Here is a 12,555-nt window from a genome sequence, read left to right as displayed (position 1 = left end):
CCGATGGTCACGGCCAGGGTCAATGCGATGAAGACGTGACGCCAGCCAAAGTACCCCTTGTGGGAGCGACGTGAGTCGCGATGACGGAGCCGGGAAAATCGCGAAAAGCTCGCGACTTACGTCGCTCCCACAATCAGCTGGTAAGGAGCACTGACACTCACTTCATCGTCGGCATGACGAATTCGGCGTGGCGGGGTTCTTCGGGCCAGCGGGCGGTGATGGTCTTCAGGCGGGTGTAGAAGCGCACGCCGTCCGGGCCGTGCACGTGCAGCGGGCCGAACAGCGAGCGCTTCCAGCCGCCGAAGCTGTGGAAGGCCATCGGCACCGGGATCGGCACGTTGATGCCGACCATGCCGGCCTGCACCTGGTGGGCGAATTCGCGCGCCGCGCCGCCGTCACGGGTGAACACCGCCACGCCATTGCCGTACTCGTGTTCGTTGACCAGCCGCAGCGCGGTGTCCAGATCCGGCACCCGCATCACGCACAGCACCGGACCGAAGATCTCCTCGCGGTAGATGCGCATGTCGGGGGTGACGTGGTCGAACAGGCAACCGCCGAGGAAGAAACCGTTGCCGGCGCCTTCCACCGTCACCCCGCGTCCGTCCACCAGCAGCGTGGCCCCCTCGGCCACGCCCAGATCGACATAGCCGCGCACCTTGTCGCGGTGCGCGCCGGTGACCAGCGGCCCCATCTCGGTGTCCTGGGCGCCCGGGCCAATCTTCAGCGCGGCGACCTTCGGCGCCAGCCGTTCGAGCAACGCATCGGCGGTGTGATCGCCTACGCACACCGCCACCGAGATCGCCATGCAGCGTTCGCCGGCGGATCCGTAGCCGGCACCCAGCAGGGCGGCAGCGGCGCCATCGAAGTCGGCGTCGGGCATCACCACCATGTGGTTCTTGGCACCGCCCAGTGCCTGTACCCGCTTGCCGTTGGCGCTGCCGCGCGCGTAGATGTATTCGGCGATGGGGGTGGAACCGACGAAACTCACCGCCTGCACGCGCGGATCGTCCAGCAGCGCATCGACGGCTTCCTTGTCGCCGTGTACCACGTTGAACGCGCCATCCGGCAAGCCGGCCTGGCGCAGCAGTTCGGCCAGCATCAGCGAGGCGGACGGATCCCGTTCGGATGGCTTGAGCACGAAAGTGTTGCCGCAGGCCAGCGCCACCGGGAACATCCACAGCGGCACCATCGCCGGGAAATTGAACGGGGTGATGCCGGCGACCACGCCCAGTGGCGCGTACTCGCTCCAGGAATCCACGTCGCGGCCGACGTTCATCGAATGCTCGCCCTTGAGCAGATGCGGAACGCCGCAGGCGAACTCCACCACTTCCAGTCCGCGGGTCACTTCGCCGCGCGCGTCCGACAGCACTTTCCCGTGTTCGTAGGTGATGCGCAGCGCCAGTTCGTCGGCGTGGCGTTCCAGCAGTTCCTTGAACCGGAACATCACCCGCGCGCGGTTGAGCGGGGTGACCGCGCTCCAGGCCGGGAACACCGCCTGTGCGGCCTGGACCGCGGCGCCGACTTCCGCCGCCGATGCCAGCGGCACGTGCGCCGACACCTGTCCGCTGGCCGGATCGAAGACCTCGCCGTGGCGGCCGCTGGTGCCAGCCGCCGGCTGTCCGTTGATGAAATGGTGCAGGAGTTCGGTCATGGGGGATGTCTTGGGAAGCGGATCAGCCCAGCGCCTGCGCCGCCGGCACATAGGGATAGCCGAGATCCTCGGCCACCGCCTTGTACGTCACCGTGCCGGCGTACACGTTCAGGCCGTTGAGCAGGTGGGGATCGTCCAGCAACGCGCGCCGCGCGCCCTTGTTCGCCAGCTGCACGGCGAAGGGCAGGGTGGCGTTGGTCAGGGCGAAGGTGGAGGTGCGGGCGACGCCGCCGGGCATGTTGGCGACGCAGTAGTGGATGACGCCATCCACTTCGTAGGTCGGATCCTGGTGGGTGGTGGGATGGCTGGTCTCGAAGCAGCCGCCCTGGTCGATGGCCACGTCCACCAGCACCGAACCCGGACGCATCAGCTTCAGCTGCGAGCGCGATACCAGCTTGGGCGCGGCCGCGCCGGGAATCAGCACCGCGCCGATCACCAGGTCGGTGTACGGCAGGCGCTCCTCGATCGCGTCGTGGGTGGAGTAGATGGTGGTCAGGCGATCGCCGTACAACTCGTCGATGTACTTCAGGCGATCGATGGAGCGGTCGAGGATGGTCACGTGCGCGCCCAGCCCCATCGCCATGCGCGCGGCGTTCAATCCGACCACGCCGCCGCCGATGACCAGCACTTCCGCCGGTTTCACGCCCGGTACCCCGCCGAGCAGGATGCCGGATCCGCCCTGCGCCTTTTCCAGCGCATGCGCGCCGGCCTGGATCGACATGCGCCCGGCCACTTCGCTCATTGGCGCCAGCAGCGGCAGGCCGCCGCGGTGGTCGGTGACGGTCTCGTAGGCGATCGCGGTGACGCCGGACGCGACCAGCGCCTTGGTCTGTTCCGGATCCGGTGCCAGGTGCAGGTAGGTGTAGAGGACCTGGCCGGACCGCAGCATTGCGCACTCCACCGGCTGCGGCTCCTTGACCTTGATGATCATGTCGGCGCGGCGGAAGATTTCCTCGGCGCCGGAGACGATTTCCGCTCCCGCTTTCGCATACTGTTCGTCGGTCAGGCCGATCGCCTTGCCGCCGTCCTTCTGCACCATCACCTGATGGCCATGGGCGATCAGTTCGCGCGCACCGGCCGGGGTCAGGCCGATGCGGTACTCATGGTTCTTTATTTCCTTGGGAACGCCGATCAGCATGTTTCTCTCCGTTGCGTGAGGATGGATGCGCGTGGGGAGCGCCGGGGCGTGGTCGGGAAGCGGGAACTGGGAACTGGAGCAGGGGATCAGGCAGTGGTGCGGATGATATCGGCCAGGGTGGCGAAGATGCGATCGATGTGGCCGCGCTCGGCGATGAGCGGCGGCGACAGCGCGATGACGTCGCCGGTGACCCGGGTCAGCAGGTTGCCCTCGTGGAAGGCGCGGTTGAACACGTCGTAGGCGCGGGCGCCCGGCGCGCCGGCCCGCGGCACCATCTCGATGGCGCCGACCAGGCCGAAGTTGCGGATGTCGGCGATGTTGGGCAGTCCGCGCAGGCCGTGGATGGCGTCTTCCCAGTAGTCGCCCAGTTCCAGCGAGCGCTCGAACAGGTTCTCTTCCGCATAGGTGTCCAGCGTCGCCAGCGCGGCGGCGCAGGCCAGCGGATGGCCGGAATAGGTATAGCCATGGAACAGGTCGATGGCGTTGTCCGGACCGTGGGTGAACACGTCGTGGATCTTCTCCGAGACGAACACCGCGCCCATCGGTACGCAGCCGTTGGTCAGGCCCTTGGCGGCGGTGATGATGTCGGGAGTGACGTCGAAGCGCTGCGCGCCGAATGCGCGGCCCAGGCGGCCGAAGCCGGTGATGACCTCGTCGAAGATCAGCAGGATGCCGTACTTGTCGCAGATCTCGCGGATCCGGCGCAGGTAGCCATCCGGCGGGATGATCACCCCGGCCGAGCCGGAAATCGGTTCGATGATCACCGCGGCGATGGTGGAGGCGTCGTGCAAGGCGACCATCCGCTCCAGATCCTCGGCCAGTTCGATGCCGAACGGCGGCAGTCCGCGCGAGAACGCGTTGCGCTCCAGGTCCAGCGTATGGCGCAGGTGATCCACGCCCGGCAGCAGGCTGCCGAACCACTTGCGGTTGTTCGGCAGGCCGCCGACCGAGATGCCGCCGAAACCAACGCCGTGATAGGCCTTCTCGCGCCCGATCAGGCGGGTGCGCTGGCCCTCGCCACGCGCACGGTGGTAGGCCAGCGCGATCTTCAGCGCGCTGTCGACCGATTCGGATCCGGAGTTGGTGTAGAAGACATGGTTGAGATCGCCCGGCGTCAGCTCCGCCAGCCGCTCGGCCAGCACGAACGGCAGCGGCGAGCTCATCGAGAAATTGGGCGCGAAATCGAGCGTCTCGATCTGCTTCTTCACCGCCTCGACGATGCGCGGCCGCGCGTGGCCGGCGTTGCAGCACCACAGACCCGAAGTGGCATCGAGAATCTCGCGGCCATCGACCGAGCGGTAATGCATGCCGGAGGCGCTGGCGAGCAGGCGTGGCGCCGCCTTGAACTGCTTGTTGGCGGTGAACGGCATCCAGAACGCATTGAGCGATTCCGGCGCCTGCAGGGCCTGGGTCTCGTAGAAATCCGCCAGTGCGCGGGAGGAGGAGGGGGCGTCGGCGCTCATGGCGGCTCCTGGCTGCGGGGGTAGGGCCGCAGCTTACCGCGTTGAATAAACTTTACAACTGCCGTTGGTAGCCCCGATGGCGGTTCGGGAGCCCTTGAAGCAAAGGCAACGGCTTTCGCGCCTGCGGGCGCGAGTCACTTTCTTTGCTTGTGCAAAGAAAGTAACCAAAGAAAGCACACCCCCTCAGGCGCCGCCCGACCCGCTGCGCGGGCCGGGTTCGCAGTCCAGGCGGGCATTTCGGGAAGGCACATCCCTGTGCCTGCCCGAAACGGCGCGCGTCCTGCGCGCCGCCCCTTCGGGGTATTCGCCCGCCCGGCCTGCCGGCTTCACGGGGGACCGAAAGGCAGGAGCAAAGGCAAAAGCGCGTGCGGCCAATCAAATTGACGCCCTCCTCACCGGGTGTAAAGTATCCGCAACATCCGCCACCGGTACGCCCACGGGAAATGGACATCGGCGCCCGCCTGCAACTGGTCCGCAAATCCAAGCACCTCAGCCAGCGCGAGCTGGCCAAGCGCGTGGGCGTCACCAACAGCACCATCTCGCTGATCGAGCAGAACAAGGTCAGCCCCTCGGTCAGCTCGCTGAAGAAGGTGCTGGACGGCATTCCGATCTCGCTGGCCGATTTCTTCACCCTGGACCTGGAAGCCGGCCTGCCGGACAACCCGTTCTACGGCGTGGAGGATCTGCCGGACGTGGGCAGCAATGGCGTGCACTACTTCCTGGTCGGGCAGCACCGCCCGCAGCGGCAGATGTGCATCCTGCGCGAGGTGATGCCGGCCGGCACCGATACCGGCGAGACCATGCTGCGCCACGACGGCGAAGAGGGCGGGGTGATCATCGCCGGGCAGGTCGAGGTGACCGTCGGCGACCAGGTCCGCGTGCTCGGTCCCGGCGAGGCGTACTACTTCGAGAGCCGGGTGCCGCACCGTTTCCGCAACGTGGGCGAGGGCGATGCGGTGATCGTCAGCGCGAACACGCCCGCCACGTTCTGATTCCATCGCCGTCGCCCGCGCGGCGACGGTATCGCACCCCCTTCCCCCAGGAGCCGACGATGAATGCACCCCGCACCCGCGAAGACTGGCTGGCGATGGCCGCCGGTCTGTCCATCCGCAGCCAGGCCTTCATCGACGGCCGCTACGTGGACGCGGCCAGCGGCAAGACCTTCGACTGCGTCAGTCCGATCGACGGGCGGGTGCTGGCGAAGGTGGCCGAGGGCGGAAGCGAGGATATCGATCGCGCGGTGGCGGCGGCGCGCCGCAGCTTCGAGGCAGGCGCGTGGGCCAATGCGAAGCCGACCCACCGCAAGAAGGTGCTGCTGAAATTCGCCCGGCTGATCGAAACGCACGGCGACGAACTGGCGCTGCTGGAGTCGCTGGACATGGGCAAGCCGGTCACCGATGCGCGCCAGGTGGACGTGGCCGCGACGATCCGCTGCGTGAGCTGGACCGGCGAGGCGCTGGACAAGGTGTACGGCGAAATCGCCGCGACCGGCCCGGACGAACTCGGCCTGGTGACCCGCGAGCCGCTGGGCGTGGTCGGCGCGATCGTGCCGTGGAATTTCCCGATGCTGATGGCGGCGTGGAAATTCGCGCCCGCGCTGGCGACCGGCAACTCGATCGTGCTGAAGCCTTCGGAAAAATCGCCGCTGAGCGTGCTCCGGCTGGCCGAACTGGCAATGGAGGCGGGCATTCCCGCCGGCGTATTCAATGTGGTGCCCGGTTTCGGCAAGGAAGCGGGCGAACCGTTGGCGCTGCACATGGACGTGGACGGGCTGGTGTTCACCGGCTCCACCGCGGTCGGCAAGCGCCTGTTGCAGTGCGCCGGCCTGTCGAACATGAAACGCGCCTACATGGAGTGCGGCGGCAAGAGCCCGAACCTCGTGTTCGCCGACGCGCCGGATCTGGACAAGGCGGCCGAGGCCGCGGCCGGCGGCATCTTCTACAACCAGGGCGAAGTCTGCACTGCCGCCTCGCGCCTGCTGGTGGAGCGCGCGATCAAGGACGAGTTCGTCGCCCGCGTGGTCGAGGCGGGACGGAAGATGCAGCCGCGTCATCCGCTGGACCCCGGCGCGCCGATGGGCGCGATGGTGGACGAGAGCCAGACCAACCGCGTGCTCGGCTATATCGAGAAGGGCGTGGCCGAAGGCGCCAGGCTGGTGCTGGGCGGCGGGCGCGCCGAGGTGGTGTCCGGCGGCTGCTACATCGAGCCGACGGTATTCGACGGCGTGGCCCACGAGCACACCATCTCGCGCGAGGAAATCTTCGGCCCGGTGCTGTCGGTGATCGCCTTCGACAACGAGGAGCAGGCGCTGCGCATGGCCAACGACACCGAATACGGCCTGGCCGCCGGCGTCTGGACCCGCGACATCGCCCGCGCCCACCGCGTCGCCCGCAAGCTGCGCGCCGGCAGCGTGTGGGTGAACTATTGGGACGGTGGCGACATGACCGCACCGTTTGGCGGCTACAAGCAGTCCGGCAACGGGCGCGACAAATCGCTGCACGCCTTCGACAAGTACACCGAGATCAAGGCGACCTGGATCAATCTGGCGGATTGATACAGCCAAAAAACATGTTTCCCTGTGGGAGCGACGTGAGTCGCGATGCTTTTGCTCCGCATACGAGAGACTTTGCGGATCGCTGCGAGTTTTCGCGACTCACGTCGCTCCCACAAGGAAGTTCCTCGGACCACGGTCGCGACTGACGTCGCTCCTACGGGCAGTCCGGCAACGGCCGCGACAAATCGCTGCACGCCTTCGACAAGCACACCGAGATCAAGGCGACCTGGATCAATCTGGCGGATTGATACGGCCAAAAACATGTTTCCTTGTGGGAGCGACGTGAGTCGCGATGCTTTTGCTCCGCATACGAGAGACTTTGCGGATCGCTGCGAGTTTTCGCGACTCACGTCGCTCCCACAGGACGTTCATCGGGACCACGGTCGCGACTGACGTCGCTCCTACCGATCCGTATCGTCGGGGGTGAACGGGCGATTCGTGCGCGGGGCATCGGGCAGTTGCCGATCCAGCGATTGCCGGTAGCGGATGCAGCCGCGCAGGAACTGCGGCCAGTCGGGGACCTCCGGTTGCGGATCGCTTTTCTCAGGCAGCAGGCCCCACAGCGCCGGATGGTGCCAGCACAGGTCGTGGCCGGTGCTGTCGCGGTGCTCGCGGATGCCGGCGCGCAGGCGGCGTACTTCGGCGATCAGTTCGTCGCGCGAAAGGGTGTTCAGGTCCTCATCCATGGTCGGGCTCCTGCATGAAGGGGAACGCGACGAGGATCGCATGAATGCGGGGAAGGAATGTTGCTGGCCCGGTGGGATGGCGCCAAGAGCAAGCGCTTCACAACCGCCGAATGGCGGGTCATTCCCCCGTCGCCTGCCTCGCAGACGCCCGCCCCCTTTTGCAAAGGGGGCAAAAGCGGCAAAGGGGACCGGGGAGGATTTGCCTTTTGCGCCAGAGGCAAGCCAATCGAACCGCAGATCCTCCCCCTTTGTAAAAGGGGGATTGAGGGGGATTTGCCTTTGCGCCCCACCTGGATCTGCCAGAATCGGGCCGTCACCCCCTTCCACGCCTCCATGACCGCCACCGCCGTCGCCGATCCCGCCTTGCCGGGCAACTCGCCCCGCCGCGTCCTGTTTGCCAGCCTCATCGGCACCACCATCGAGTTCTTCGATTTCTACATCTACGCCACCGCGGCGGTCCTGGTGTTCCCGAAACTGTTCTTCCCCGAGGGCGACGCCGGGGCGGCGACGCTGCAATCGCTGGCGACCTTCGCACTGGCGTTCTTCGCACGACCGGTCGGTTCGGCGATATTCGGCCACTACGGGGACCGGATCGGCCGCAAGGCGACGCTGGTGGCCGCGCTGCTGACGATGGGCCTGTCCACCGTCGCCATCGGCCTGCTGCCGACCTACGCCAGCATCGGCATCTTCGCGCCGCTGCTATTGGCGCTGTGCCGGTTCGGCCAAGGCCTGGGGCTGGGCGGCGAATGGGGCGGCGCGGTGCTGCTGGCCACCGAGAACGCGCCGCCGGGCAAGCGCGCCTGGTACGGCATGTTCCCGCAACTGGGCGCGCCGATTGGCTTCCTGTGCTCGACCGGCATCTTCCTGCTGCTGACCGAATTGATGACCGACGCGCAGTTCCTCGCCTGGGGCTGGCGCATCCCGTTCCTGGCCAGCGCGGCGTTGGTGATCGTCGGCCTGTGGGTACGCCTGCGCATCACCGAGACACCGGATTTCCAGAAGACCCTGGACCGCGACGAGCGCGTGCGCCTGCCGATGATCACCGTGTTGAAGCAGCATCCACGCGCGCTGTTGGCCGGAACCTTCGCGGCGATGGCGACCTTCGTGCTGTTCTACCTGATGACTGTGTTCGCGCTGAGCTGGGGCACCTCGCGGTTGGGCTACTCGCGCGAGCAGTTCCTGTTGCTGCAGATGGTCGGCGTGCTGTTCTTCGCCATCGGCATTCCGGTGGCCGCACTGTATGCGGACCGACGCGGACGGCGGCGGGCGATGATGCTCGCCAGCGTCGCGATTTTCGCGTTCGGGCTGGCGTTCGCGCCGCTGTTCTCCTCCGGCAGTGCCGGCGGCGTACTGCTGTTCCTGGCCTTGGGCCTGGGCATCATGGGCCTGACCTACGGCCCGTGCGGCACCATCCTGGCGGAGATGTTTCCCACCGAGGTGCGCTATACCGGCGCGTCGCTGGCCTTCAACCTGGCCGGCATCTTCGGCGCGTCGCTGGCGCCCTACGTGGCGACCAAGCTGGCCGAACAGTTCGGCCTGGCCTACGTGGGGTATTACCTGTGTGGTGCCGCGGTGCTCACCTTGCTGGCGCTTTGGCTGATGCCGCGTTCTCGTTGAGGGGCGTGGCTTGGCCGGGCATGGCGCAGCGGAGCGAGGCCGGCGTGTAACGCCGAGCTTGCTCGGCGGAATGCGTCCGAACGTGTTGGTGGCGCAGCGGAGCAAGGCGGGCTTGTAGCGCCGAGCTTGCTCGGCGGGCTGCGTCCGAAGCCGCTGGCCGGTCAGCGGAGCAAACGCCGCCTCACCGGAACAGCCGCTTGAGGGTACGGCCTAGCCAGCCGCCTTCCTGGTGCTCGCGGGCGAACAGGTTGAGGTGGTGTTTCACCGCGTCGGCATAGTCCTTGTCGTCGCTGCGGATGTGGTTGTACAGCCAGCGGGCGAGCATGGAACGCAGCTCGTCGCCGATGTCGTCGCCGGCCTCGAAGCGCATCCGGTATTCGCCCACGCGTTTGGCGAACAATTGGTGCACGCGCTTGTGCGCGGCCGAGAACGGATAGCCGGCCTCTTCCATCAGCTCTTCCTCGAAGGCGAAGTGGGAGAGGGTGTAGTCGACCAGTTCCTCGATCACCTCGGCCACCGCGATCCGTTCCATCGAACGGTTGGCGATGTGCAGGCGGTTGATCATCTCGACGATGCGGCGGTGCTGGGCGTCGATCACGTCCACGCCGGTGTTGAGGTCGTCCTGCCAGACGAGTAGGGCCATGTCGGTACTTCCCGCACGCCGGGGTGTGCGTGCCTGGAAATACTCTAGGAAGGACCCGTCCACCGGGCATTGATTCCGATCAAACCGGCCGGAAATCCCTACCAGAGCGCATCGCGCAGCTTGTACCAGGCCATCGCCGCCACCAGCATCGGCGTGCGCAGCAGGCGGCCGCCGGGGAACGGGCGGTGCGGGATACGGGCGAAGGCGTCCAGGCGTTCGGCCTGGCCACGGATGGCGTCGGCGATGACCTTGCCCGCCAGGCCGGTGGACGCCACCCCGTGGCCGCTGAATCCCTGGGCGAAATAGACATTGGGCGCCAGCCGGCCCCAGTGCGGGGCGCGGTTGAGCGAGATATCGACGTAGCCGCCCCAGACGTACTCGATGTCGACATCGGCCAATTGCGGGAAGACCCGCCGCATCCGCCGCGCCATGGTCCCGCGCAGGTTGGGCGGAGGCAGGGTGGAATAGCTGGCGCGGCCGCCGAACAGCAGGCGGTGATCGCGGCTCAGGCGGAAATAGTCCAGCGCCCAGTTCACGTCCGCCACCGCCATGTCATTGCGGATCAGGGCGCGGGCGCGTGCCTCGCCCAGCGGCGCGGTGGCGCCGATGTAGGTGCCGACCGGCATGATCCGCGATTCCAGTTCCGGCGCGACGCCGCGCAGCCAGGCATTGCCAGCCAGCACGGCGAACTCGCAGCGGACCCGCCCGGCGTCGGTATGCAGGATCGGCGCGGCGCCACGTTCCAGCCGGACGATCCGCGAATGCTCGAAGATGCGCACGCCCGCCGCCAGCGCCGCGCGGGCCAGCCCGAAGGCGTATTCGAGCGGATGCAGATGGCCGCTGAGCGGATCGTAGATGGCGCCGAGATAGCGATCGCTGGCCAGTTGCGCGCGCAGTTGTTCGCGGTCCCACCATTCCATCGGGTAGTCATAGTGCTCGGCCATGTGCGCCTGCCAGCGCTTCAGCGCCTGTTCCTGGCGCGGCTTGATGGGCACGCTGGCGTGCCCGTCGCGCCAGTCGCAGGCGATGGCGTGGCGATGGATGCGATCCCGCATCAGCGCCATGCCCTCGCGCGAGAAATCGAACAGGCGGCGCGCGTCGGCGCGCCCGACCAGTCGTTCCAGGGTGTCCTGCTCGCAACCATAGCCGACGATCGCCTGGCCGCCGTTGCGGCCACTGGCGCCCCAGCCGATCCGCTCGGCTTCCAACACGATCACGCGATAACCGGCCTCGGCCAGCTCCAGCGCCGCCGACAGGCCGGTATAGCCCGCGCCGAGGATGCACACGTCGGCCTGCAGTTCGCCCTCCAGCCGCGGCTGCGGCGGCAGCGGCGCGGCGCTGGCCGCGTACCAGGACGGCGGATAGGCGGCGGTGTCGCGCCGGCTCATACCGACCGCAGGTACCAGTCGTACTCCAGGTCGGTGACCTGGGTATTGAAGCTGCGTATCTCCTTGAGCTTCTGCTGGCCGTAGATGTGCCGGAACGACGTACCGAACCATTCGGCGACGAACCCGCTGGCGAGGAAATCGTCGATGGTGTCGCGCCAGAACGGGGTCAGGTTCTCGGTCTGCTCGTAGGCGTTGCCGGTGATCGGCGGGCCGGGGTCGAAGCCGTTCTCGATGCCGTGCAGCATCCCCGCCAGCACCGCGGCGGTGACCAGGTAGACGTTGGCGTCGGCGCCGGCGATGCGATGTTCGACCCGTGTGTTGGCCTCGCCGCCGTGCGGGATGCGCATGGCGACGGTGCGGTTGTTGTAGCCCCAGCAGGTATTGAGCGGCACGAATGCGTTGAGCACGAAGCGCCGGTAGCTGTTGGCGTTCGGCGCGAACAGCAGCAGGCAGTCGGCGGCGCTGCGCTGCAGGCCGCCGATGGCGTGGCGCAGCGCGTCGGCCGGCTGTCCGACCGGCGAGGCGAACACGTTGCGGCCCTCGCCATCCAGCACGCTGACGTGGATGTGCATGCCGCTGCCGGCCTGATCGACCAGTGGCTTGGCCATGAAGCTGGCCAGCGCGCCCTGCTGCTGGGCGATCGCCTTGATCGCGCGCTTCAGGTAGATGGCGTCGTCGCAGGCCAGCAACGCGTCGTCGCGGTGCTTGAGGTTGATCTCGAACTGGCCCGGTGCGTATTCGGCGACGGCGGTGTCGGCGGGAATGCGCTGGGCGCGGCAGGCGGCGGCGACCGCGTCGGTGAAGCCGCGGTAATCGTTGAGGTCTTCCATGTAGTAGACCTGCGTGCTGCGGTTGGGCGCGCCGGTGGCCGGATTGCGCGACGCCACCGGACGGCCGTCGGCGTCCGGGCGCTGTTCGAACAGGTAGAACTCCAGTTCCACCGCCACCACCGGCTTGAGCCCGCGCGCGGCGTAGCGCGCCAGCACGCGCCGCAGCACCTCGCGCGGATTGGCCTCGAACAGGCCGCCGGCCGCGTCCTCCATCGCCAGCAGCAACTGCGCCATCGGCCGCGGTGCCCATGGCACGGATCGCAGCGAACCCGGCACCGGCCGGCAGATGCGATCCTCGTCGCCGATGTCGTAGCCCAGTCCGGTCTCCTCCACCGTGTTGCCGGTGATGTCGGTGGCGATCAGCGACATCGGCAGGCACACCCCGTCGGCGTAGACCTTGTCCAGCGCGTCACGGGTGATGCGCTTGCCGCGCAGCAGGCCGTTCATGTCGGGCAGGATGAGGTCGATCAGTTCGCAGCCGTCGATGCCGCGCAGGGTGGCGGCGTCGTCTTCGGGAAGGCCCGGGACGGTAGTCGATTCGGGGTGGGAAGGGAGGTTCATGCAGGCGCTCCGGAAGGCCGGAGG

The 12,555-nt window shown here is 67.5% G+C and carries 10 protein-coding genes; 3 read left to right on the top strand and 7 right to left on the bottom strand.

Translation table 11 applies throughout. From position 1 onward, the window contains the following. Nucleotides 1-157: 157 nt before the first annotated feature. The 3 genes from FHW78_RS03800 to FHW78_RS03790 form a co-directional block, all read right to left on the bottom strand. Nucleotides 158-1,651: a CoA-acylating methylmalonate-semialdehyde dehydrogenase gene (locus FHW78_RS03800; protein WP_183637877.1), complete on the bottom strand. Its 1,494-nt coding sequence runs from the start codon at nucleotides 1,649-1,651 to the stop codon at nucleotides 158-160. 22 nt (nucleotides 1,652-1,673) lie between these two features. Next, nucleotides 1,674-2,789 carry an alanine dehydrogenase gene (gene ald / locus FHW78_RS03795; protein ID WP_183637874.1) on the bottom strand — a complete coding sequence of 372 codons (1,116 nt, stop codon included), beginning with the start codon at nucleotides 2,787-2,789 and terminating at the stop codon, nucleotides 1,674-1,676. An 86-nt stretch (nucleotides 2,790-2,875) separates the two neighbouring features. Beyond that, nucleotides 2,876-4,252, bottom strand: a complete 1,377-nt coding sequence (locus tag FHW78_RS03790) for an aspartate aminotransferase family protein (protein WP_183637871.1) — start codon at nucleotides 4,250-4,252, stop codon at nucleotides 2,876-2,878. Between the two features lie 443 nt (nucleotides 4,253-4,695). Between FHW78_RS03790 and FHW78_RS03785 the strand changes: the two genes are divergently transcribed. Then, nucleotides 4,696-5,244, top strand: coding sequence for a cupin domain-containing protein (locus FHW78_RS03785; protein ID WP_183637868.1), 549 nt, complete (start codon nucleotides 4,696-4,698; stop codon nucleotides 5,242-5,244). A 59-nt stretch (nucleotides 5,245-5,303) separates the two neighbouring features. Then, on the top strand, nucleotides 5,304-6,806 hold the full coding sequence (locus FHW78_RS03780) for an aldehyde dehydrogenase (RefSeq protein ID WP_183637865.1): 1,503 nt from the start codon (nucleotides 5,304-5,306) through the stop codon (nucleotides 6,804-6,806). 401 nt (nucleotides 6,807-7,207) lie between these two features. On the opposite strand, the gene FHW78_RS03775 is transcribed toward FHW78_RS03780, so the two are convergent. Further along, nucleotides 7,208-7,492 (bottom strand): hypothetical protein, encoded by a 285-nt coding sequence (locus tag FHW78_RS03775; protein ID WP_183637862.1) that lies wholly within the window; start codon nucleotides 7,490-7,492, stop codon nucleotides 7,208-7,210. Nucleotides 7,493-7,825: 333 nt separating this feature from the next. On the opposite strand from FHW78_RS03775, the gene FHW78_RS03770 reads away from it, so the two are divergent. Next, the gene (locus FHW78_RS03770) at nucleotides 7,826-9,109 is read left to right on the top strand and encodes an MFS transporter (RefSeq protein WP_183637860.1); all 1,284 of its coding nucleotides are present in this window, start codon (nucleotides 7,826-7,828) and stop codon (nucleotides 9,107-9,109) included. A gap of 181 nt (nucleotides 9,110-9,290) precedes the next feature. On the opposite strand, the gene FHW78_RS03765 is transcribed toward FHW78_RS03770, so the two are convergent. The 3 genes from FHW78_RS03765 to FHW78_RS03755 form a co-directional block, all read right to left on the bottom strand. Further along, entirely contained in the window at nucleotides 9,291-9,752 is a 462-nt protein-coding gene (locus tag FHW78_RS03765) for a bacteriohemerythrin (protein WP_141456210.1), read from the bottom strand. 98 nt (nucleotides 9,753-9,850) lie between these two features. Further along, entirely contained in the window at nucleotides 9,851-11,140 is a 1,290-nt protein-coding gene (locus FHW78_RS03760; RefSeq protein WP_183637857.1) for an FAD-binding oxidoreductase, read from the bottom strand. Beyond that, nucleotides 11,137-12,531: a glutamine synthetase family protein gene (locus FHW78_RS03755; RefSeq protein ID WP_183637854.1), complete on the bottom strand. Its 1,395-nt coding sequence runs from the start codon at nucleotides 12,529-12,531 to the stop codon at nucleotides 11,137-11,139. Before FHW78_RS03755 ends, FHW78_RS03760 begins: the two co-directional genes overlap by 4 nt. Between the last annotated feature and the right edge of the window lie 24 nt (nucleotides 12,532-12,555).

Origin of the sequence: Pseudoxanthomonas sp. OG2 (assembly GCF_014192765.1) — a bacterium.
GTDB lineage: Bacteria > Pseudomonadota > Gammaproteobacteria > Xanthomonadales > Xanthomonadaceae > Pseudoxanthomonas_A > Pseudoxanthomonas_A beigongshangi.
Note: the sequence above shows the minus strand (reverse complement) of the source record. Positions and strands in the feature narration are given on the sequence as shown.